Annotated in this window: 22 protein-coding genes; 2 read left to right on the plus strand and 20 right to left on the minus strand. The window is 41.9% G+C overall.

Going from position 1 to position 21,920, the window contains the following annotated elements:
* The 4 genes from KFV02_RS03505 to KFV02_RS03520 form a co-directional block, all read right to left on the minus strand.
* On the minus strand, positions 1-301 hold a 301-nt coding region (locus KFV02_RS03505; protein ID WP_491893146.1), incomplete at its 3' end, for a succinate dehydrogenase/fumarate reductase transmembrane subunit.
* A gap of 81 nt (positions 302-382) precedes the next feature.
* A complete protein-coding gene (locus tag KFV02_RS03510; RefSeq protein ID WP_252380147.1) occupies positions 383-1,159 on the minus strand; it encodes an exodeoxyribonuclease III in 777 nt (258 codons plus the stop codon).
* 4 nt (positions 1,160-1,163) lie between these two features.
* Positions 1,164-1,832, minus strand: a complete 669-nt coding sequence (locus tag KFV02_RS03515) for a metallophosphoesterase (protein ID WP_252380148.1) — start codon at positions 1,830-1,832, stop codon at positions 1,164-1,166.
* A 56-nt stretch (positions 1,833-1,888) separates the two neighbouring features.
* Positions 1,889-4,201: a cysteine synthase gene (locus KFV02_RS03520; protein WP_252380149.1), complete on the minus strand. Its 2,313-nt coding sequence runs from the start codon at positions 4,199-4,201 to the stop codon at positions 1,889-1,891.
* 58 nt (positions 4,202-4,259) lie between these two features.
* Here KFV02_RS03520 and KFV02_RS03525 point away from each other — a divergent pair, with 58 nt between their 5' ends.
* Positions 4,260-5,150, plus strand: coding sequence for a DMT family transporter (locus KFV02_RS03525; protein ID WP_252380150.1), 891 nt, complete (start codon positions 4,260-4,262; stop codon positions 5,148-5,150).
* A gap of 6 nt (positions 5,151-5,156) precedes the next feature.
* On the opposite strand, the gene KFV02_RS03530 is transcribed toward KFV02_RS03525, so the two are convergent.
* From KFV02_RS03530 to KFV02_RS03585, 12 genes are all read right to left on the minus strand, one after another.
* Positions 5,157-6,920, minus strand: a complete 1,764-nt coding sequence (locus tag KFV02_RS03530) for a GspE/PulE family protein (protein ID WP_252380151.1) — start codon at positions 6,918-6,920, stop codon at positions 5,157-5,159.
* A gap of 112 nt (positions 6,921-7,032) precedes the next feature.
* Positions 7,033-8,022 carry a ketol-acid reductoisomerase gene (ilvC, locus tag KFV02_RS03535; protein ID WP_252380152.1) on the minus strand — a complete coding sequence of 330 codons (990 nt, stop codon included), beginning with the start codon at positions 8,020-8,022 and terminating at the stop codon, positions 7,033-7,035.
* A gap of 90 nt (positions 8,023-8,112) precedes the next feature.
* Positions 8,113-8,595, minus strand: a complete 483-nt coding sequence (gene ilvN, locus KFV02_RS03540) for an acetolactate synthase small subunit (RefSeq protein ID WP_252380153.1) — start codon at positions 8,593-8,595, stop codon at positions 8,113-8,115.
* A 12-nt stretch (positions 8,596-8,607) separates the two neighbouring features.
* On the minus strand, positions 8,608-10,296 hold the full coding sequence (gene ilvB / locus KFV02_RS03545; protein ID WP_252380154.1) for a biosynthetic-type acetolactate synthase large subunit: 1,689 nt from the start codon (positions 10,294-10,296) through the stop codon (positions 8,608-8,610).
* A 1-nt stretch (position 10,297) separates the two neighbouring features.
* Positions 10,298-10,528: a DUF465 domain-containing protein gene (locus tag KFV02_RS03550; RefSeq protein ID WP_252380155.1), complete on the minus strand. Its 231-nt coding sequence runs from the start codon at positions 10,526-10,528 to the stop codon at positions 10,298-10,300.
* 51 nt (positions 10,529-10,579) lie between these two features.
* Positions 10,580-10,879: a DUF167 domain-containing protein gene (locus KFV02_RS03555; protein WP_252380156.1), complete on the minus strand. Its 300-nt coding sequence runs from the start codon at positions 10,877-10,879 to the stop codon at positions 10,580-10,582.
* A gap of 8 nt (positions 10,880-10,887) precedes the next feature.
* Positions 10,888-11,388, minus strand: a complete 501-nt coding sequence (locus KFV02_RS03560; protein ID WP_252380157.1) for a DivIVA domain-containing protein — start codon at positions 11,386-11,388, stop codon at positions 10,888-10,890.
* Between the two features lie 23 nt (positions 11,389-11,411).
* Positions 11,412-11,714 (minus strand): YggT family protein, encoded by a 303-nt coding sequence (locus KFV02_RS03565; protein WP_252380158.1) that lies wholly within the window; start codon positions 11,712-11,714, stop codon positions 11,412-11,414.
* A 94-nt stretch (positions 11,715-11,808) separates the two neighbouring features.
* On the minus strand, positions 11,809-12,468 hold the full coding sequence (locus KFV02_RS03570) for an HAD family hydrolase (RefSeq protein WP_252380159.1): 660 nt from the start codon (positions 12,466-12,468) through the stop codon (positions 11,809-11,811).
* 394 nt (positions 12,469-12,862) lie between these two features.
* Entirely contained in the window at positions 12,863-13,633 is a 771-nt protein-coding gene (locus tag KFV02_RS03575; RefSeq protein ID WP_252380160.1) for a hypothetical protein, read from the minus strand.
* Positions 13,634-13,715: 82 nt separating this feature from the next.
* Positions 13,716-14,108 carry a hypothetical protein gene (locus tag KFV02_RS03580; RefSeq protein WP_252380161.1) on the minus strand — a complete coding sequence of 131 codons (393 nt, stop codon included), beginning with the start codon at positions 14,106-14,108 and terminating at the stop codon, positions 13,716-13,718.
* A gap of 135 nt (positions 14,109-14,243) precedes the next feature.
* Entirely contained in the window at positions 14,244-15,869 is a 1,626-nt protein-coding gene (locus tag KFV02_RS03585) for a rhodanese-like domain-containing protein (RefSeq protein WP_252380162.1), read from the minus strand.
* A gap of 626 nt (positions 15,870-16,495) precedes the next feature.
* On the opposite strand from KFV02_RS03585, the gene KFV02_RS03590 reads away from it, so the two are divergent.
* Positions 16,496-16,699, plus strand: coding sequence for a twin-arginine translocase TatA/TatE family subunit (locus tag KFV02_RS03590; RefSeq protein WP_252380163.1), 204 nt, complete (start codon positions 16,496-16,498; stop codon positions 16,697-16,699).
* A gap of 351 nt (positions 16,700-17,050) precedes the next feature.
* Here KFV02_RS03590 and pgsA read toward each other — a convergent pair whose 3' ends face one another.
* The 4 genes from pgsA to miaA all read right to left on the minus strand — a co-directional run bounded on the left by pgsA (position 17,051) and on the right by miaA (position 21,849).
* Positions 17,051-17,614, minus strand: coding sequence for a CDP-diacylglycerol--glycerol-3-phosphate 3-phosphatidyltransferase (gene pgsA / locus KFV02_RS03595; protein ID WP_252380164.1), 564 nt, complete (start codon positions 17,612-17,614; stop codon positions 17,051-17,053).
* A gap of 1,157 nt (positions 17,615-18,771) precedes the next feature.
* The gene (locus KFV02_RS03600; RefSeq protein ID WP_252380165.1) at positions 18,772-19,716 is read right to left on the minus strand and encodes a hypothetical protein; all 945 of its coding nucleotides are present in this window, start codon (positions 19,714-19,716) and stop codon (positions 18,772-18,774) included.
* A gap of 232 nt (positions 19,717-19,948) precedes the next feature.
* Entirely contained in the window at positions 19,949-20,881 is a 933-nt protein-coding gene (locus tag KFV02_RS03605) for a TP0624 family protein (RefSeq protein WP_252380166.1), read from the minus strand.
* A 41-nt stretch (positions 20,882-20,922) separates the two neighbouring features.
* Positions 20,923-21,849, minus strand: coding sequence for a tRNA (adenosine(37)-N6)-dimethylallyltransferase MiaA (miaA, locus tag KFV02_RS03610; RefSeq protein WP_252380167.1), 927 nt, complete (start codon positions 21,847-21,849; stop codon positions 20,923-20,925).
* Positions 21,850-21,920: the final 71 nt, after the last annotated feature.

Consider the following 21,920-nt stretch of genomic DNA (forward strand, 5'->3'; position numbering starts at 1 on the left):
CAGATTGCTGCCAGATAATCTTTTGTTCATGAAGCCGAAAAGGCATCTTTCTTGCTGTAAGAAGAAAATGAAACAAAAACACGCCGCCAATTAGGGGTCCGCCAACCTGAGCCAGACCAGTATCCTCGAAAAAACCTGCAATGGCATTCATAAGGCCGGGGCTGATTATCACACTGGATACCAGCAGCATATGGGTCCACATAAACAAAATAAGGCCTGCGCCAGTAAGCACCTGCAATAAATCTAACCAGGCAGATGTTCTGCTAGAGACAGGAATCCTCATGCTCGTGTCAGCAACCATACTTTATCCTTGCCTTTTGTTTCGAGTTTCAAAATGGTTAGAGCACCAAAAAATATTTGGTGCTCGTTACAGCTATTAAATTCAAACAGTTATCTCCAAACCTATCGGACAATGATCTGAACCCATGACTTCAGGTTCGATCCAGGCCCTGCGCACATTATCTTTTATCTCTTCAGAAACAAAAAAATAATCAATACGCCAACCTGCATTCCGTTTTCTGGCTCCAAACCTGTATGTCCACCAGGTATAATGTCCCGGCTCTTGATTAAACATCCTGAAGGTATCTACAAACCCACTGGCAATAAACTTGTCCAACCATGCACGCTCAATTGGCAAAAAACCCGATCTTTTCTCATTGGATTTAGGATTTTTCAAATCAATCTCTTTATGCGCAGTATTAAAATCTCCGCAAACAATAACAGGCTTCTGCTTTCTTAAACTCTGGGCATAGGTCAGGAATTCATCATAGTATTGCAATTTAAACTGCAAACGATCTTCGCTCATCTGGCCATTGGGAAAATAGACATTAAACAAAAAAAACTGCTCATATTCCATCAAGATCAGCCGACCTTCCCCTTGGAAACGGCCATTTGGAAACCCAAAAGAATAACTTAGAGGCCTTAAACGATAAAAACTGACCACTCCTGAATAACCTTTTTTCAGCCTGGCCGGATTCCAGATCGCCTCATATCCTTGAGGGCACCTGTCTTTCTCATCTAGTTGATCAGGCTGGGCCTTGATTTCCTGCAGGCAGATAACATCACCGTCACAATTGTAGAACCAGTCCCAGAAACCTTTTTTAATGACGGCCCGGAACCCATTCACATTCCAGGAATACAGTTTAACCTTTTGCCCCATTACTCTACACCTGCAAAAGTTCTGCCTCTAACCTATTATTTTCAAAGACTATTTTAACATACCCCCCACTGCTTAAGGGACCAGGGTTAATAATCTTTGTTTTACCAATATAATCTACAGCCCTAGCCTCATGGATATGCCCGGTAATACATACTTCTGGCTGAACCTGCTCGATAAATTTACGCACAGCTTGACTTCCCACTGAAACTCCTGAGGCGACCTTATCTGTTTTTGTCTGATAAGGAGGGGTATGAGTCATAAAAATGAGATGGGAACACTTGAGCGCCTGTTCTATTTTCCCCTTGAGCCATAAATCCACCTGTTTTTCTTCAACTTCCGAAGGCGTTGCAAATGGCGTGGGGATGGAATAGCCCAATCCTAACAAAAAGACCTCCGGGGCAAGTGCAACCAACTCATTGTGGACATTAACATTTATCTGCTCATAGTACTCTTCAACACCTTTGGTATCCATATTGCCAATCTGTGCATAAATATTGGAATTATAAGCTTTTATTTGCTCAATTAGATGCTCGGCCCTTGCCTTTGTGCCTACATTGGTCAAATCTCCGGAAATGAGCACGCCTCTGGCCTTTTCTATATGGGGAATACGGTTTAAATTACCTATATCCTCATGCACATCCCCAAAAGCAATCCAAAAAATTTCGCTACTCATAGTTTTGCCCCTCGGCTTTGTCACACACATCCATAAACCCGGCAAAATTTACAAACTTAATGAATACTAACCACCATTGAGCCCTGGGTAGTATCCACAACCTGATAACCCAACTTGTTGAGTTCTTTGCGCAAAGTATCTGCCAGTTCAAAATTCTTCTCCTTACGGGCCTGGTTCCTTTTAGCGAGAATCTCCTTGATCTCATCCGGTAGTTCATCAAGAGGTATGGGCAGGCTTTGCCAGTCCAAAATACCCAGAACATCATCCATATTTTTTAAGGTCTGCTCCAAAAACTCCGCTTCTTCCAGTGTCAACTCTTTTCTATCCATCAGCTTGTGGGCAACCCTGGCCAAGTTAAAGAGCTTAGGCCAGAACCTATGTATACTCAGATCATGTTCAAAGGCATTTTGCAGACTCTTTTTCAAATCAAAAACTGCCTGCTCCATCAAAGGCCTGATCCCCTTTCCCTTCCAGACAAAAGATTTAAGTTTAACCAATACATCCTGAACCTTGGCCCAATTTTTTAGCCACATGTGTAAATTGCTTGGCCCGGAAACAAGTGTCTTGTGATAGGATGTGGATAAAAGCCACATTCTAATGGCCAATGGCTTTAACCCCTGTTCCAGAAAATAGTTGATACTTACTGCTCTCTCCTGAACTTGTTCTTTAAAATCAACAGCCAGGGAGATCATCCATGCCTGGGGCTGCATATTCAAGGCATTTTTCCAGATGCTCCTTAAATTATCCACATGAGGAAAGGCATGCATCTGTCCGGCCAGAACCACATCCAAGACTTCACAGGTAGCCGTTGCAACACTGGCCTGCTGTAGATACCAGGAAGGCCGGACGTTGCCCCAACTGGTTTTCAGGACATTGTCTTCTTTTAGATCCTGCAAGCTGGCTCTTTTGAGCAAAGTAAAATCGCGCGGATTATCCTTGACGTAGTTTTCCAGATCCACGGTCTTGCCCGGAAATATCTTGGACAGGTCCATATGAATCAATGCCCCGTACTCCCTATCCCGGCGCACATCAAAGTAGACAGACCTGAGTTTTTCATAAGCTGTTCCCTTGGATAAAAGTTTTTGGCATATTTCAATAGCTGTATCCGTGTGCTCGGAAGAGAGAACAAACCTGGTCCCGGTATGAATATTTAATTTGCCGGACAGCTCGTGAATCTTTCTCACGGCCTCCTGGGAAAATTCTTTTCTGCTAAGGTTAGCAGCCCTAGCAGCCTTAAGGGTCCGGTCATCAAAATCAGCCAACCCCACAACCAATCTGGAGTCATGGCCCTTTTGGCGTAAATAGCGGTTCAATACATCAAAAAGCACAATCCTGCGCCAGGGCTCAGGCTCATCCAGGGCATCCATACTCGGGCCAAAAGTGAATAAATTTGGGCCTCCACGACTAATTTCTGTATGTAAACAAATCTCTTCTCTTTTATACAAATCAAAGATTTTAATACCGCGTCTCTCAGGGGGAACAAAAAGAGAAGTGCTTAAGTATCTCTCCCCTCCATCAGGAAAAATAGTAACTACCACCCCGCTTTCAAGCTCTTTGGCAACACTCAGGGCCCCGGCCAAGGCAGCCCCTGAACTCATGCCCACAAATAAACCTTCTTCTCTGGCAAGCCTGCGGCACATCTCAAAGGCCTCGTCATCCTCAACGTGCAAAACCCTGTCCAGGATAGTTTTATCATAAATGCCGGGAGGATAAGACTCCTGCATATTCTTGAGCCCCTGAATCTTGTGGCCGGCATAAGGTTCAATGGCAATACACTGCACCTCAGGGTTCAGTTCTTTTATCCTCTTGGTAATCCCCATAATGGTACCGGAAGTGCCCAAGCAGGCCACAATATGGGTAACTTTTCCCCCTGTCTGTTCCCATATCTCCTTGCCTGTGGTCTGATAATGGGCCTCAATGCTGGCAGGATTGTTAAACTGATCCATGAGCACATATTTATCTGGCTCTTCCCTGGCCAAGCGATAGGCTTCTTCAATGGCACCATCCGTACCCAAGTGTCCCGGGGTGAGTACTATTTCTGCCCCATAGGCACGCATGATCCGCTTTCTCTCTTCAGAAGCAGACTCCGGCATCAAAAGCTTTAATTTGTATCCTTTTACAGCACAGACCATGGCCAGCCCGATACCCGTATTACCGGATGTGGCCTCAATAACTATCTTGTCTTTGTTTAGTTGGCCTGATTTTTCTGCAGCCTCGATCATGGCCAAGGCTACGCGATCCTTGATAGAGCCACCAGGATTCCCTGCTTCTAGTTTGGCCAGCACTTTTACATGGCTGTAAGGATTGAGTTTTTTTATCTCCACTAGGGGGGTCTGGCCAATTAAGGATAAAACATCTTTATGTTGCATAATCACTTGTTCTTACTTAAGGTTTAGAAAAAATTACTTCAAAATTAACATCTAGCCAATGGACAGACAAAAAAAAGCCTACTTTTATGCCTTGCTAACAGTGTTTATCTGGTCCACAGTAGCATCGGCCTTTAAAATTAGTCTTCGCTACCTGGATCATGTCCAACTCCTTTTTTACTCAACTTTGACCTCAAGCCTGGCTTTAGGCGTTTTATGTCTTTACTTTTTTGGACCCGGATTTTGGACTAAATTCCATAGGCCTGATATTCTCCGGTCCATGTTTCTAGGTCTGCTAAATCCCTTTTTATACTACCTGATTTTATTTAAAGCCTATGAACTCCTGCCAGCCCAAGAAGCCCAGTCTCTAAACTATACTTGGGGGATCGCCCTGACTATTTTGTCCATTCCCTTACTCAAGCAACGAATCAACTTTTACCAGATTCTGGCTATCTTTGTTAGCTATTCCGGGGTAGTGGTTATTTCTACTCACGGTCAGCTGCTTGAACTCAAATTCTCCAACCCCATGGGCGCTACCCTGGCCCTTGTTAGCACCATCATTTGGTCTCTTTACTGGATATCCAATACCAAAGATGACTTAGACCCCATTTTGCGCCTGTTTTTAAACTTTTGCTTCGGCCTTATTTTTATTTTTCTTTACCTGCGTATGACCTCCCATGTAACCATCTATTCCCTCCCTGGCATTTTAGGGGCCATATACGTAGGCTTATTTGAAATGGGCATCACTTTTGTCTTCTGGTTAAAGGCGTTAAAATTGTCCAGGACAACAGCCCAAGTCAGTAATCTCATTTATCTTTCCCCTTTTTTATCTTTAATTTTTATCCATTTTTTTGTCGGGGAAAAGATTTTACCCTCGACCATCATCGGCCTAATGCTCATTCTGTCGGGCCTGATTGTTCAAAACATGACGCATGGTAAGGTAAAGGACTAAGATAGCTTACCCAGCTGCTGCCCTGACTTGGGACATATCCGTAATACCCTGCAATACTTTTAAAATACCATCTTGCTTTAAAGTTAACATGCCATCTTTAATGGCCTGTTCTCGAATCTTTTCTGTAGGTTCGCGGTACTTGATCAAATTCTTGATACCTTCTGATGTGGGCATAAGTTCGTGAATACCGATCCTGCCTTTATATCCTCCTATGCAATGGCGACATCCTTTGGGTTGAAATAGAACAGGCTTACCTGCTAAAAATTTTCGAGCGTACTTTTCAAAACCAGGTCCGAACTCATGCTTTAGTTCTTCCAGCTCCTGAGCCGAAGGAACATACTTTTTTTTACACCGAGGACACAAGGTCTTGATCAGTCTCTGTGCCAATACACAAAGCAAAGAATCTGCAAAATTAAAAGGGTCCAGATCCATATCCAACAGCCTGGTGATGGTCTCCGGAGCTGAATTGGTGTGCAATGTGGAGAAGACCAAATGCCCGGTCAAAGAGGCCTCTACCCCAATATGGGCAGTTTCTTTATCCCGCATTTCACCGATCATGATAACATCCGGGTCCGCCCGTAAAAAGGACCGCAAGGCAGCGGCAAAAGTTAACCCGATTTTGGGGTTCACTTGAACCTGTCTTAATCCATCCTGGGTAATCTCCACGGGATCTTCAGCAGTCCAGATCTTGCGCTCAGGTGTATTAATGTAGCTTAAGGCTGAATGCAAAGTGGTAGTTTTGCCGGAGCCTGTAGGGCCAACCACTAAAATCAGGCCGTATGGCTTATGGATCATTTTAAGGAAGGCCTGAAAATTTGTCTCTGAAAGCCCCAACTTGTCGAGGGACATTGGCTTTCCCGAAGCCAGGACACGTAAGACAACATCTTCCTGATTTTCCACAGTGGGAATGGTGGCTACCCTAAATTCAATAACTTTATTCCGGTCCGGCAGCTTGATTTTGACCTTGCCATCCTGAGGCAAGCGTCTCTCGGCAATATCTAGATGGGCCATGATCTTGATTCTAGATATCAATGGCTTGGCCAACCCGTAACGAATCTTGCTAAATTCGTGGCAAGTGCCATCAATACGAAATCTAATAGAACAATACCTGGCCCGGACATTGGGTTCAATATGGATATCAGAGGCATTTTTCCGCCACGCTTCCACAAGCAAGGCATTGACCAAACGGACAACTTCGCTATCATGTTCACTGAGCTCACTTTCTTCCAGTTCCTGCTCCACTTCAGTCTCATCATCAATATCCAAGTCATCAACCAGAGAAGCCAATTCCTGATCTGAACTCAACTGCTGGTAAAAGTGCTCAATAAATTGCTCGATATCGTGAGCAGTGGAGACTTTAGCCCGTATATTACTGGTACCGAAAATAAACCTGATTTCATCTAACCTCCCCAAATCAAAGGGATTGGTCATGAGTACTTCAATGGTTTTGCCATCTTGCCTGAACGGTACCCAACCATACCTTTTCAAAAAATCAGGGTCTAATCTTCGCTTTTCAAAAAGTTCAAAAGGAGGTTCTATGGAGGGATCAAAAGGGACGAACTCGGTTTCATAATAAAGTTGCAGGGACTTACCCAACTCTTTTTTATCAATATCATAGACCTGCATGAGTATCTCATCCAGGTCTTTGTTCTCTTTCTTGGCACTCTCCATAGCCTTATTTAATTCTTCCTGGGTTATCTGCCCTGAAAGAATTAAATAAGCATAACGGCTACCCCATTTTCCCTGCCCTGAAGCTTGTTTATGGTTCATAGTTTATAATAGTCGTGAGTCCGAAAGTCGTGAGTCAGAGAGTCGAGAGGCCAGGAAAATCAATAAATTTAAAAGACTCCAGGCTCTCGGACTCACGACTATTGACTCAAAATTACTTATTCAGCCAAGCCATCATTTCCCTTAATTTATCTCCTACCTCCTCAATCTGATGATTATTCATCTGTCGGCGTAAGGCCTGAAACCTGGGAGTACCAGCCTGATTTTCCAGGATCCATTCCCGGGCAAAGGTTCCGTCCTGTATCTCGCCAAGTATCTTTTTCATCTCTTTTTTCACCTGTTCATTAACGACCCTCGGCCCCCGTGTATAATCTCCATATTCAGCTGTATCACTGATGGAGTAATGCATTTTCTTGAACCCGCCTTCATAAAGCAAATCAACGATCAGCTTTAACTCGTGCATACATTCAAAAAAGGCTATTTCGGGTTGATAGCCAGCTTCAACCAATGTCTCAAAACCAGCCCGAATCAAGGCGCTCACACCACCACAGAGAACAGCCTGCTCACCAAACAGATCTGTCTCGGTCTCTTCGGCAAAGGTAGTTTCAATAACACCTGAGCGAGTTGCTCCAATACCCCTGGCATAGGCCAGTGCCCTGGCCAGAGCCTGACCGGTATAATCCTGATGTACAGCTACCAGGGCAGGTACCCCACCACCGCGGACATACTCCCGACGCACCAGGTGTCCAGGCCCTTTGGGGGCAACCATAACCACATCTACATCTTGCGGGGGAACAATTTGATTAAAATGAATATTAAACCCATGACTAAAAACCAGTGTCTTACCTGCTGTTAGGTTAGGCAATACTTCCTCTTTAAACACTTTGGGCTGATATTGGTCCTGGACTAAAATTTGAATCAAATCGGCTTTAACAGCTGCCTCAGAAGCTGAAACTGGCTCAAAACCATGTTCACGGGCCAATTGCCAGTTAGGCCCTCCTGGTCTTTGCCCTACAATGACGTTTAAACCTGAGTCACGCAAATTCTGGGCATGGGCATGTCCCTGGCTTCCATACCCAATAATAGCAATAGTCTTGTCCTGTAATACACTCAAATCAGCATCCTGTTCGTAATAAACCTTCATTATTATTATCTCCTTATATTTTTAGTTATATGACCGAATGGTTTAAGTTTATTAAGTACTACTTCAGCCATTCGGCCATCCACCCATTCACTAAAACTGCATACTTCGCTTTAATGCCACAGTGCCTGTACGGACAAATTCTTTAATCCCAAAACGCTGCAACAAATTAACAATGGCCTTGATCTTTTTTTGGTCCCCTGTGGCCTCTATTGTTAACTCATCAATACTTACATCTACTACCTTGCATCTAAATATATCCACAATTCTTAAAATCTCTGCTCGCTTTGAATCCTCCGCATTGACTTTGATCAGGACCATTTCTCTTTCCACAGCCTGCATACGCGTAAGGTCTACGACCTTCACCACAGTGACAACTTTACGCAACTGCTTGACAATCTGCTCGATAATCTGCTCATCACCGCTGGTAGTTATGGTCATCAAGGACATGCCCTTTTCCAGGGTAGGACCCACACTGAGTGTTTCAATATTAAAACCACGCCCACTAAACAAACCTGCCACCCGGGACAAAACACCTGGCTCGTTCTCCACTAAAACAGACAAGACATGACGCACGGCGTTTACCTCCTATACTAAAAGCATTTCTGTTAACGACGCCCCAGCAGGAACCATAGGATAGACGTTTTCTTCCGGCTCTACCCACACATCAACAATACATGGTTTTTTGGAGGCAAATGCCTCTTTGAGCACTGGCTCCACATCTTCCTTTTTCTTCACCCGGTACCCATCAGCTCCATAGGCTTTGGCCAAGCTCACAAAATCCGGATTTTTGTGCAAGCAAGTAGCACAATAATTCTTATTGTAAAAAAGTTCCTGCCACTGGCGGACCATGCCCAGATAGCCGTTATTTAAAATGACGATTTTTACTGGTAAATCATAGCTGACAGCAGTGGCTAATTCCTGGATGTTCATCTGAATGGAGCCGTCGCCAGCAATGTCAATAACCAGTTTGCCCGGATGGGCCAGTTGTGCCCCAATGGCCGCTGGAAAACCATATCCCATTGTACCCAGACCACCGGAAGAAAGAAAAGTTCGCGGATGATGATAGTAATAGAATTGTGCGGCCCACATCTGGTTCTGTCCAACTTCTGTGGTAATAATGGCCTGACCAGAAGTTAGTTCATAAATTTTCTCCACCACCATTTGTGGCTTGATAAATTCATCGCTGTCTTCATATTTTAATGGGTGTGACTGAGACCACTCTCTAACACGTTCAATCCAGTCAGCGTGTTTATCCTCCCAGTTGACATCTGCGTTGACCAACTCTTCCTCCAGGGCCTCCAGTGCGTTCAAACAATCAGAAACAATAGGAACGTCCACAGAAACGTTTTTGCGGATAGATGTCGGATCAATATCAATGTGAATAATTTTGGCCTTAGGAGCAAAAGTGGCTATCTTACCTGTGACCCGGTCGTCAAATCTGGCTCCGATAGAAATAAGCAGATCAGAATTATTCACAGCCATATTAGCCGTATAAGTTCCGTGCATTCCCAACATACCAAGCCATAATGGATCGTTGCCAGGAAAAGCACCCAACCCCATTAAGGTGGTTGTAACCGGTATCTTATATTTCCTGGCCAGCATTGTCAGTGCTTCGGAAGCTGACGAGGAAATTACGCCTCCCCCTGCATATATAAGAGGTCGCTTGGCCTCGGAGATAAGCTTCGCTGCCTTTTTGACCTGCTTTCTATTGGGCAGATAGTTGGGGTTATAGCTGCGCATGCTTATCTTTTCCGGATAAACAAACTTGCTTGTCTTGGCCTGCATCACATCCTTGGGTAAATCCACAAGAACCGGACCTGGGCGCCCTGTGCTGGCAATATAAAAGGCCTCCTTTATAATCCTGGCCAGATCGTTAACATCTTTGACCAGGTAGTTGTGCTTAGTACAAGGCCTGGTAATACCGACTATATCCACTTCTTGAAAGGCATCATTGCCAATCAGCGGGGTTGGCACCTGCCCTGTAAAAACGACCAGGGGAATTGAATCCATGTAAGCCGTGGCAATTCCGGTCACGGTATTTGTCGCTCCGGGTCCGGAAGTAACTAGACACACGCCTACTTTGCCAGTTGAACGGGCATACCCATCAGCAGCATGAACAGCTCCCTGTTCATGGCGCACCAGTATATGCTGAAAGGGATAGTTAGGCATTTCATGATAGATATCAATAACCGCTCCACCGGGAAAACCGAAAATATGCTTAACGCCTTCTTGTTTCAAACACTCTAAAAAGATCTGAGCTCCGCTCCACTCCATTTCATCCCTCCATGGCTTTGTATTTATCCAAGATGGCTTGCATCCTGGTTTTACCAGCCAATTTCAGTTTTTTAAGTTCCTTCATCTCCTGCTCTTCACCAGGAGTTAGAAAAGGTTTACTCTCAAATTTTTCTAGTTTTTTTTCATAAGCTAAATGGTCTTCCCATAAAGCTTTTAGTTCAGAATCCTTTTCACTGTATTTGGCAATAAGTTCCAATTCGTATTGTTCCATGGGAACCTCCTTTATATGGTTGGTTAAGACATTATTTAGACTAAATCACATTTATTGGTTATATAACTTATGCCAGGCAGGCTCCTGATCAGCTTTAATAAGAATATTTTTCTGCCTTGTTGTCTGTCCACTTTCAATACTGACCTGATTTTTCCTGAGCCCAAGTTCTTTGGCAATAAATGAACACAGAGCACTATTAGCTTTATCATCAACGGGCGGAGCCTGGACTCTGATTTTTAACCGCTGATCATAAAGGCCAACTACCTCATTCTTCTTGGCCTTGGGCTGGACCCAGACCATTAAGCGCCAGATCCCTTTTTTTACTTGCGCATAAAAAGAATATCCCTGCATTTTTACTTTTAACTTACTCCCAAAAATTTTAATTTAGACTCTATTTCATCCACTTGCTGTTCTTCTATACTATTCGACTCCAACAGCTTAAGATGTGATTCGATAAGTGCTCTTAGTTTTATCTCAAAATGGGTGCGCTGTCTTTTAAGCTCGGTTATATCTTCGTGAATCTGGGCCAGTCTTTTGTGAGCCTGGTTTAAAATATCTTCTGCCTTGGCCTGAGCCTCTTCTACAATAAGCTTGGCCTGTTTATGAGCATTAGCCTTAAGATCATCGACCATCTTCTGAGTAGTAATCAGGGTGCTCTGTAAAATTTTCTCCCGACTTTTGTACTCTTCCAGGCTTTTACTAAAAGCCTCTACCTGCTTCTGTAAGTTTTCCTTTTCCTCGGCCAATTTGCCCAATTGGTCGGCTACTTCTTGCAAAAAAATGTCTATCTCCGCCTTTTTGTAGCCAAAAAGAGAAGTAGAAAACTTTTGATTTAAAATATCAACTTTGGAAGTACTCATAGCTATATCCTCAGCCTATGCCATCAATTTAGCTGCATAGCTATTTGAAGCATTGATTGCACTAAAAATATTTTTAAAAATTGAATCGCCATTAAAACGACAATAGGAGACAAATCTACACCGCCGACATATGTAAAGGGAAGCCACTTACGGACACGGTAAAAAACAGGTTCTGTCAGGTTGCGCAAGATACGTACGATTGGATTGTAGGGATCAGGATTAACCCAAGAAAGTAAAGCAGAAATAATGACTACCCAAAAATATAAAGATAAAAGAGTGTCAACAATACTGGCTATTGCTTGTAAAAAGTTGGTAAATATAAACATCGGCCCTCCCAATATACTGCAAAAAGATATTTTTTTGCAGAAAATGTTAAATGTTCATACTGTGAAATAACGTCACTTTTAGTGCCTTTACACTTCATAAGTTGCGTATCAGGTATTGTCGCATAGTCCAGAAGTCGGGGATATACATATCCGCCTGTAAATAAATATTTTTAAACCCCCAAAAAGGTACCCCGGCCCTGCGGGCTGTTTCCTGGTCTACCTCGGAATCGCCAATGAAAACTACCTGCTCTGGTCTATATGACCACATCCTCAAAATTTTAAAAATGCCCTCAGGATTAGGCTTGGGCTGACTAACCCTAGCTGCAGTTATAACCGGAGAAAAATAAGTGTAGAGCTGAAAATGCTCCAGGACCAGATCCATAGTTGTAGTTCTGTTAGTATTAACAGAACAGGCAATCCTTTTTTGCCTCAGAAACTGCAAAAGTGGCAACAGCCCCTCTTCCGGGCGCATATACGGAATTAAAACTTTATAATTGATTTTTTGACGAATTTCAGGAAGTTTATGACGTAACTTATCAGGGACAATAAATCTTAACGAATTGTCCACTGAATGCATATGCACATATTCCTCTTCCTCCTTACACATTGGAGGTAGTCCGAGGGCTTCTTTAATCATATTGTAATATTTGATATTAACTTCTCTCGAATCAAACAACACACCATCACAATCAAAAATTATCCCTTTAAGGCCTGCTATTTCTATTTTTTTCAAAAGAAAGTTACAAATAAACAATAAGCACCCCCGGCATTTTTTCACAACCTGATGCAGGTTCTAAAAAATTAAATTTACAATCTAGACAAATATTGCTGCAATGCAATAAAGTTACTTAACGGTTTTATCATGGAAACAACAAAAATTTGGAGTTGTGTTCATTATTGATTTTCGATATTAATTTGATATTAAAAAGTATAAATCCCTGTTATCAGATGCGCCTGCAAAAAGTCCCTTTTTGCAGGCAATGTTGAATTTCGAATTATGAATGTTGAATTATTTAAATGGGCTACAGGATAATTTTTTGCCAAAATTGTAAATTTTTAATTTTTGCAGTTGCATCTTATCACGCCAGACTGGATAACAAAACCATCGGACAATAAACACAATGAACTCAACAAACAATAAATCAGACTTAAACCAAGGCTAACAATTTTAAATCATTATATAAAAACTTGCCTTTTTGGTCTAATTTTTCTTTTTTTAATACTCCTTCAAAAACATTTAAACCAGAAACTTTTAGTGGACTGCCCTCAATGTCCAAATCCTTTTTCTCCCAGTTAACCCCCATTTCCGCAAGGGCTTCTTGAACCTGCCGGTCCACCACCATTAATTTTCCATTTTCAGGTAAAAACAAGGCAAAAGGGTAAAGAAGCTTTTCCCACCCCAAGTTTACCTGGCTGGCAATTGGCGTGGAAAAAGTAGTCTTAGCCCAAATATCATCATCTTTTTCCACCCCCAAAAGCTGTTCAAATTTTTGCCAGGAATTTTTTAGTTTGTCATCAATCTGGAGCAACTCAATAATCCTCTCCTCCAGAGCATACCCTAAAAGCAGAAGCATCTGTGCTTTTTTTGCCTCAAATAATCGCTCGTCTTTTTTTTTGTCTCCGGCTCCAATCAACTCTGATTTTATAGCCAATGTAGTGTCTGTATAGAAATCATCGATTCCCTTCAATCCAAAGTAAGCCATATCTGAAGGTTTTTTAAATTGTTCTCCAAATTTTAGGCACTCGTTGATATAGGCTTTGGCTTCACGAGGAGTTAAGACAAGGCTTGACGGTAAAAAATAATTATCCTCATCAGTTAATTCCAATCCCGGGTTTAAAAACAAGGCCTTATTCTGCAGGATTTCAGAGACAAATTCTTTGTGCATATAAGGGAAGTGGATTAAAATGTTATCTGACATTTTCTTACCTACTCCAGGATATTTTCAGTTTATTGATGGTAACGATTCAGACGAGTTGAGCTTGTAAACAGAGCAAACATACCTATTCCTCACCAAGATCGTCAATTATGCTCTTATGTCCATTATACTGATATAAATGACAACGTCCCATGCATTTGGGCAAAGCCAGAATACAGATGTTTCCATGAAGATAGATGCAACTCTCTTCTTCTTCGCACGAGATATAGTGTGGGCAATTCCAGCCAGAAATAATTTTTCTGGCCATTCTTCTCTCCCAAATACCTTCTACTTGACTGGGATTCAACTGAAAATATTCAGCCTGATTAACCAAGTGGTCATATTCTTTTTCCCACTTAACAAGTACCTGACATTGCCAATGCCTATTATAACCAGGATTTAAAATCTCCTCATAAACGCAATGACCATATTTAAAAAAAAGGCACCCCTCTCCGGGGAAAAAATGCAATTTGCCCATCAAACTTTATTCAATGATTTTGTCTAGTTATACAGAATAATTGGCAAGCCAGCTAAAAGCAGTACCGCCCTCCAAGAGTCAGTGGCCAAACCCTACTTAAGAGGGCAAATTTTTAATAAATCAATGATTTCCGGATTATATGCCACACATACTACATTGATTGCCTCTAAAAGGTAAAGGCGCTCTTCTTTCTTCTTCATCTTTTTGATATGGCCAGAGCCTGTACCCCCCATCAATTACATATAATTGTTTGGCTCCCATATTGGCCAACAATTTGGCTGCTTCATATGCCCGGCCAGAACTGTGAGAATAAATTACCAGAGGCGTAAATCTGGGAATTTCCATAACTCTTTTCTTTAACTGGTTTAAAGGAATGTTATAGGCACCTGGCAGACGTCCTTTTTCCCATTCCTGAGTAGAACGCACATCCAAAAGGAAAAAATCGGCCCCATCTCTTTTGGATTCCAGTAATTCATCCGGAGTTATGCCCAGGATGCCTGGCTCCAACTTATGGATGGCCATCCTGGCCAATCGTAGCAAAGGATTAACTTTTAAACCCTTGGCTAAAAACTTGTCTTTCAGGATATCATCCACTTTAGTCCGTAAATTTATATATACAGAGGCCATATCCGTCCATCTACTACCCCCTGCCCCTGCCATCTGGAAACCAAGAATCTGTCTGGTTTCCCTGTCCACGATCATTTTTGCCACATATTCATCTTTTTGCCATATGTCATCATATCCTACACAAACCACAAACTCGGCTTGAAAACCCTTTTGCCTGGCCTCGTTTAAACTTAGCCCTGCTTTTGCAAACTCTTTGCCTCCGGTTTGTAACAAAAATAATTCCATAGATTCCGAACCCAAAACAACTCCCGTATTCCTAAAAAAACTCCGGGCCAACTTTCGGGCCAAATTGGACAAGTGTTCTTCATTATATTGTAACAAAAACTGTTCCCTGTCCTGTAAAATCGGTATTAGGTAAACATCATGAGACTTTAAACCTTGAGCAAGCGATGTTTGCAACTGGTCTAAATCAAAGCCAAAATTTTCACTCCATCTTTCATCGCAAGCAATTCGTCCTGAAAAGACGACTAATCTTTCAGCCTCTCTCGTGTTTAACTTATCCGACCAATTTTCTATTTTATCGACTTTCCTAAGCTCAACGCCCTTTTTCTTTAGATGTTCTTCAAGGTAAAATTCCAGCTCAGGCTCAAAAAAGGTTTTGTTCTCCCTTATCCAGATAAACTTTTTCCTTGCCATCAATAGCACCTGCACAAGGGCCAAATCATTTCCAACTACTATCAGGTTATCCAGTTCATCAAAATGATCGATAACATATTGTACACAAGTTTGTTCAGGCCAAATCAAAACCTTTTCTTCTCGGACATATGTAGGGGGATAAACCGCTACCTTGGGAATGATGATGATTTGGTCAAACTGATATGCAGTATGCCCCATATTAGTCAAAATTGTAAGTTCTTTCCTGGGTACATTTACTTGAATTCTTTTTCCCAAAATTGGCTTTTCTCCCCTTTGAAACAGAAAGTTATCAAGTCCTACTTTAAGTTTAGCTCTCGCTCTGGACCAGTTTTCAATCTTTTCTCCGTCTTGAACAAGTTGACTGAGTAGTGGCAGGGGATATTTCTCTTCACTATATTCATCAAACCAGAGCACCTCAGTTTTAGGTGCAATCTTTTTTACTTGGGTCACAAACTTATAAGCAACAAATCCATGGCCGATAATCACTATTCTATCCATCTCAACTCCCTTTTATCCCTAAATCATTCCTAAAAAATCTCTTTTAGATGTCCGAGTCCCAAAACACAAGCCTGTTTAGCCTAAAAATAGGCAAAGGGCTAAAGATTAGCTGTCAGTTGTTGCTAAACGTCTAGCCAACGTCAAAATTAGATTGAATCCTTAAAAGTTTGAAAGCCGTTTAAACTTGCCTCCATAATTCCAAACTCAAAAGTTCTAACCCTCAGGGCAAACGCACCTAAATTGCAAAAATTTTCGCGCCAAGACGCAGAGACGCCAAGGTTAGAGGTAGCGAAAGCGTCAGCACTGTCAACAAAATCCTGACAGAGCTGACTTACTGGCCTTTCAGGCCAGGGTAAATTGATAAACCTAAGCTGAATTCGAAAATTTATATATCTAACAAATCTTTAGTGCACATCAAACATCGGCCAAAGGGACGAGAATCTTTTGTTCGGCTTAAGGGAGGAAGGCGAACAAAAGCCTTTATTTTCCTTGGCGACTTAGCGGCTTGGCGCGATGCTTTCTCTTAAAAATTAGATACGTTTACCCTGTTCAAACTCTAAACATATCTTGACCATCACCAAGCCCAAGTGTATATCGACTCTAACCAAGGAAAAAGGAGGCAATGCATGTTTGGAATAGGAATCCCCGAGCTAATCATTATTTTAGTCATAGTCTTAGTCATCTTTGGAGCCAACAAGTTACCGGAAATCGGCTCTGGAATGGGTAGGGCTATTAAAAACTTTAAAAAAGCCACTTCTGAGCCAGAAGAGATTGACGTCACTCCGGACAAAAAACCCGAAGACGATTCTGAAAAAAATGATTCCAAATAACTCTGGTTTAAAGCGACAAAAGAGAACAAAAATAGTTTTTTAAACCGTAACGAGATGTTGACTAACCATTTTCTTTTGTCTCTTCATGAAAAAACACCTTTCACTAAATAAGTGAAGATTGACGACTTGTCTCTTGCTTTTTTCACTCTGGTTCACGTGATACTCTGGTTGCAACTAGGTGAGAAATAAAAAATCCCGGTTTAACCGGGATTTTTTATTTCTTCTGAAAATGCCCATGATTACCATCGGATATATTCATCCACAACCTATCACACCTCTAAAGAGGTGCATCCAATGGCCGCACTTGGGTTGAGTAGGTAAGATGGCCAGTGAATTTTGTTCAATTCTGACTCAATCTCCATTTTGAAAAAAATAATTTAGTCCTCTATACACATAATGTGTCCCAGAAATTATAGTCAACAATACTACCACAAAAACAAGTTTGGGCAACAGCCAGTTAACTGGCCAAGACGTACTTTTGACCACAAGGACAAAAAAAACAAGTAGAATTTGAAACATGGTCGTCACTTTGCTTATCCAAGAGGGATTAATTTTTCTGCTTATATCCACTCCCCAAAAGTGAAGGACAGCCAAACCACCAAGAATTATCAAATCTCTACTCACAACTAAAATTACCAACCAGGCCGGAAGCCAACCTTTAATCCCCAGACATACAAATGATGTCACCAACAGCACCTTGTCTGCCAAAGGATCAAGCATTGCCCCTAGCCTAGAGCGCTGTTTTAAAACCCTAGCCAGAAATCCATCAAAGGCATCGGTAATTCCAGCCAAAGCAAACAGCCACCAGGCCACATAAAAATTTTCATTAACAAAGGCTGCTACAAAACTAGGAGTAATGAGGATCCTTACCACCGTTAAAAAATTGGGGATAGTCCAGTTGTTTCGCTCGTTCATTACGTACCTTGCTCTTTATCACGCATCAGGTTGATCTAACCCATGAACTCTAGCTGTCTTTCTCCATATCAAAAAGCTTAGACATCATCAGGTCAAACGTTAAACAGATTTACTTTTAACAATACATACCCACTACTGCATAGTCACCTTTTTATTCTAGATACTCAAGTCTCCGCGGTAAAAAGTTAAAACATAAACCGCCATCCGGTATAACCAGTTTGAGGCTGAAATTTTCTTTTACCTAAATTCTAGCGAGAGCTTAAAATTTATCGCCCTACTCTAACTTTTGCCAACCTTTTTCTCTCCAATATATTCATCTTAAGAGTTTGTGGCCAACCCCCATTTTGACTACCAGATTAGAAATCCCGGTTTCTTGAATGCATTGCAAAGGACTGGGTAAGCCATCTTGAGCTTAGCTTGCGGATAAGCAGAGCATAGGGGGACAAAGCTAAATATCTGGGACTCTTTGCCATAACTATCTATAGTTTAAATTGAGCGATTTTTTGCAGCTCAAACTTCAAAATTGCTTCGCTGCCCTCGCAATGACAGGAGCGAGATTGTCATTGCGAGGGCAGCGAAGCTGTCCGTGGCAATCTCACCCATTGAGCGAAAATCGCTCAACTTGGGTATAATTAAAAAATTATTCGTTTATCAAAAATAACCCATTATGCTCTACCCGCAAGCAAACTTTTTACCCCGTTGAATCCAGCGAAGCGGGATTATTCAACTGGGGTAGTTGGATCCAGGCATTTGCACCAGCATGAAAGAAATCAGGATTGAAAAAATTATGAAAAATTGTCCCCTAGATCCGTGAAAATTAACTCAACAACGATTCCTGTAACAATACGGGGCCTTTGGAAAACAGCGAAAACTGTCTGACCGAGTTAGGCAGACTTAATTAAAATCTTTTTAAATCGTTAGCTCCAAAATTTGCTTAAAAACCTGAAAATATAATACCCCAAAAATCCAACGAATCGTGTTAAAATTTTAATTTAGGCTGCCTTCGAGGGAGTTTTTTCGCCTGTTTGACAAAAGTTCCGGATTGCTAATTGTCAATAGACAAAATTTACTCACTTTCACGGATTCAGGTTGTCCTCTTAAGTAAGGTTTGGCCACAGACTCTTAACTAAATTAACCAATCGATAAGCGGTGTGACTTTAATTCAACTTTTTCAACTCGAAAACAACTCCCCGCTTTGGTAAATACTCACTTAATTTTTGCTCTAGTTTTGCTCTATCCAATGTGGAAATGGTCCAACTCCCGGTAATGCTCAAGACATCAACATTTACGGCCACGATTTTGTGCGACTCTACTTCCCTATCCCATTTGTCCAGAAGCTGGTCAAAAAACATAATTGCATCTGTAGTGACCCAACCACTGGTAGCCAGGCTATACCTGGCCACAAAATCCGCCTGAACATCGGCCAAACTAAAAAACCTTGCCCATAAAGCCATCCATACGTCATTAAGGGCTTCACCACTCTGAGTTATATTTTGCCCTTTATATTCAAGCTCTCCCTGCCAAAAACCCTGGGTGTCCTTTTTCAAAATCAAATGTGGGGTGGCCTCAGCTTGAACAGTAACTCCGGTTAGAATCTGAAGTCTTGACAACAACTCCCAGTCCTCAGGATTAAAACCTTTTAAGGTTAAATCATATGGCCAAGTTTTGGTACTGGTATAAAATACACCAATTCTCTTTAAAAGAGATTTTAACCTTTCTCTGTTCACATTAACTTCCAAGTCCATAACAAGCTCTTCAGGCTGAAGTTTTTTACTTAATTCCCGATAGCTTAAGACAAGTTCTTTAACTTTAGGAGTCAAAAACTCAGCCAGCATTTCTCTTCGAGGGTTTTCCAGCTGAACTCCTAAAATATCGTCTACCTCGAGCATTATAGCCTGATTAAAAGCAAACTCCAAAGCTTGATCCTGAACCTGTAAATGGGTCTCTCCGGCTTCCAAGGGCCAAAAGATGTGTACCTGCTGCCCGGCAATGGCAAGCGAAGACCACAGAACAAAACTCAATCCCAAAATTATCGAAGAGACAAACGAGCTTAAACCATAATTCATGAATTGATTCCTCAACGCTCCGGCTGGGAGTTTCATAGCATACCCCCTAAACTTGCTTACTCCATTTTTTATTTTAAAAAATTCCATTTTACTTCCTTTTAAGTCTGGGGCCAACCCTCATTTTGACTACCAGATTAGAAATCAGGATTGAGAAAATTATGAAAAATTATCCTCTTAAGTAAGGTTTGGCCACAGCCTCATCTCATAAGCGCCAGCACCCAGGAAAGTATGGCCTATCACTATCAGGGTTATCGCCAAGATGAACAAATTAATCTAGAATAATCATTACCCGACATTTTTCCAGAAAACGGTGATTCTTGGCCAGAGATCTAAGCTCATCAGCCTTATCATTGGGTATAACGAGATCTGTCTTGGCCTTGCCTTTAGCCGCGATAGCCTTAACAATAAATGGAGTATCTGCAACACGAGGATTTTGGCTGGCTTTGACCAAATCCTTGGCATATCCAACCATACCCTGCTGAACAGCATATTCCCGACTGACCAAGGCTGAACCGTAAACATCCATGCCATTCTCATCCAATATCTTAGGGATCATGACCGGCCTCGCTCCTAAACCACGAGCATCCACTAACAAACCACTATAGATAGTTCTGGGGGCCTCTATTTCCACTTCTGACTGTGGCTGAGCACCAGCTTCTTCTACTAAAGAAAAAACCGGAAGATCCGGCGTAAGTAGCTCTTGCTGAACAGGTTCAGACTTATTGATTTTGGGTCTAAAAGGAATTGTTTTGGGAATAATTACACTTGCCAGCCCGCCTCTCAAACTAACGCCAACAGTTACTTCAACAGAGCCATCAGACAAATAGGCAGTATCCAGTATTTGAGAATTTTGTAAAAATCCCCTCACCTGAGTAAGAGTAATATTATTTGCGACCATACAATTTGCTACTGACGTTGCTGAATCTATCTGTACTACCTTTATAATTTCCAACAGATTTCTTCTAGCCACCACAGTTGCTGCGCGTAAGGCTAAAGCCCTTGCCTGGTCCAGGTTCATTGTATTGGCTGGAGGAGCAGCAGTTCCAACTGCTGTAACCAACCCAGTTTGCCAGTCAATTTTACCGTTATCAAAGTTTTGCACATAAGAATTATCGTTTATACTCAGGTTTTGGGCCCAGACTTGTCCCCAAAAAATTATTGATAATCCAAAAAGGGCTAAAAGAATAACTTTTCTGTACATGGCCTCCTCCGTTTGCCTTTTTGCAAGGGGGCAAAAGAAGTTCAATCTAACCAGGCGATTATTTTATCCCAAGCTAGCATTACTTCCTGTGGTTTAAACCAGAATATATTTTTTTCTTTTTTAAACCAGGTTATCTGTCTCTTGGCATAGGCTCGAGTATTTTTTAACCACAACTTCTTGGCCTCTTCTAAAGTCAGATGCCCCTTAAGATAAGCTATAAGTTCCGGACAACCAATGCCGCTAAAACCAGGCAAAGTTTCATCTTTATACATTTTGTAAGCATTTTCTACCTCTTCCACTGCACCAAGAGAAAGCATCTTATCAATACGGATGGCTAGCCTTTCAGTGAGCATATCCAGATCGTGGATAAGACCAATTTTTAAGGCTGAAAACTTTAGCTCAGGCTTATGTCGTTTATGCCAGTCAGAAATAGTCGTACCTGTTGCCAGGTATACTTCCAGGGCCCTGGTTATACGCTGTCTATCCCTAGGGTGGATTTTTTCCGCATATTCCGGATCAACTTTTTTAAGCTCAGCATACAAAGCTTCCGGACCATGTTTTATACATTTTAGTTTAACCTCATCACGAACACTATCTGGAACAGACGGTATGGGAGCAAGCCCATAGAGCAAGGAACGCAAATAAAGCCCGGTTCCACCCACCAAGACAGGCAGTCGCTGTCTTTTCCATTCTCGCCAGATCAAGTCAGATGCTAAAGAGACAAATTCTCCAGCACTAATCTTTTCCCTGACAGTTAAAAATCCATATAAATAATGGGGACAGACAGACTGCTCCTGCACACTTGGCTGGGCAGTGATGATAGGCAATTCTTTGTAGACCTGCCTGGAATCAAAATTGATTACAGATATATCTACCTTTTTGGCCAAAGATAGGGCCAAATCAGTCTTGCCCGTCCCTGTTGGACCCAAAATACAGATGATTTTAGGCAAGTTCTCTGTTGAATCCATTGAATTTCCCGAGCTTGGTTAATGGGGTTATGAGTATATGAAATGATAACTATATGAGACATTTAGTGAAA

The organism is Desulfovulcanus ferrireducens (genome assembly GCF_018704065.1).
Classification (GTDB): domain Bacteria; phylum Desulfobacterota; class Desulfovibrionia; order Desulfovibrionales; family Desulfonatronovibrionaceae; genus Desulfovulcanus; species Desulfovulcanus ferrireducens.

Excerpts from the sequence above, each read along its gene's own strand:
- KFV02_RS03510 (WP_252380147.1), bottom strand. The coding sequence starts at position 1,159 with ATGGGGCAAAAGGTTAAACTGTATTCCTGGAATGTGAATGGGTTCCGG.
- KFV02_RS03515 (WP_252380148.1), bottom strand. The coding sequence starts at position 1,832 with ATGAGTAGCGAAATTTTTTGGATTGCTTTTGGGGATGTGCATGAGGAT.
- KFV02_RS03520 (WP_252380149.1), bottom strand. The coding sequence starts at position 4,201 with ATGCAACATAAAGATGTTTTATCCTTAATTGGCCAGACCCCCCTAGTG.
- KFV02_RS03525 (WP_252380150.1), top strand. The coding sequence starts at position 4,260 with ATGGACAGACAAAAAAAAGCCTACTTTTATGCCTTGCTAACAGTGTTT.
- KFV02_RS03530 (WP_252380151.1), bottom strand. The coding sequence starts at position 6,920 with ATGAACCATAAACAAGCTTCAGGGCAGGGAAAATGGGGTAGCCGTTAT.
- ilvC (WP_252380152.1), bottom strand. The coding sequence starts at position 8,022 with ATGAAGGTTTATTACGAACAGGATGCTGATTTGAGTGTATTACAGGAC.
- ilvB (WP_252380154.1), bottom strand. The coding sequence starts at position 10,296 with ATGGAGTGGAGCGGAGCTCAGATCTTTTTAGAGTGTTTGAAACAAGAA.
- KFV02_RS03550 (WP_252380155.1), bottom strand. The coding sequence starts at position 10,528 with ATGGAACAATACGAATTGGAACTTATTGCCAAATACAGTGAAAAGGAT.
- KFV02_RS03555 (WP_252380156.1), bottom strand. The coding sequence starts at position 10,879 with ATGCAGGGATATTCTTTTTATGCGCAAGTAAAAAAAGGGATCTGGCGC.
- KFV02_RS03560 (WP_252380157.1), bottom strand. The coding sequence starts at position 11,388 with ATGAGTACTTCCAAAGTTGATATTTTAAATCAAAAGTTTTCTACTTCT.
- KFV02_RS03565 (WP_252380158.1), bottom strand. The coding sequence starts at position 11,714 with ATGTTTATATTTACCAACTTTTTACAAGCAATAGCCAGTATTGTTGAC.
- KFV02_RS03575 (WP_252380160.1), bottom strand. The coding sequence starts at position 13,633 with ATGTCAGATAACATTTTAATCCACTTCCCTTATATGCACAAAGAATTT.
- KFV02_RS03580 (WP_252380161.1), bottom strand. The coding sequence starts at position 14,108 with ATGGGCAAATTGCATTTTTTCCCCGGAGAGGGGTGCCTTTTTTTTAAA.
- KFV02_RS03585 (WP_252380162.1), bottom strand. The coding sequence starts at position 15,869 with ATGGATAGAATAGTGATTATCGGCCATGGATTTGTTGCTTATAAGTTT.
- KFV02_RS03590 (WP_252380163.1), top strand. The coding sequence starts at position 16,496 with ATGTTTGGAATAGGAATCCCCGAGCTAATCATTATTTTAGTCATAGTC.
- pgsA (WP_252380164.1), bottom strand. The coding sequence starts at position 17,614 with ATGAACGAGCGAAACAACTGGACTATCCCCAATTTTTTAACGGTGGTA.
- KFV02_RS03600 (WP_252380165.1), bottom strand. The coding sequence starts at position 19,716 with ATGAAACTCCCAGCCGGAGCGTTGAGGAATCAATTCATGAATTATGGT.
- KFV02_RS03605 (WP_252380166.1), bottom strand. The coding sequence starts at position 20,881 with ATGTACAGAAAAGTTATTCTTTTAGCCCTTTTTGGATTATCAATAATT.
- miaA (WP_252380167.1), bottom strand. The coding sequence starts at position 21,849 with ATGGATTCAACAGAGAACTTGCCTAAAATCATCTGTATTTTGGGTCCA.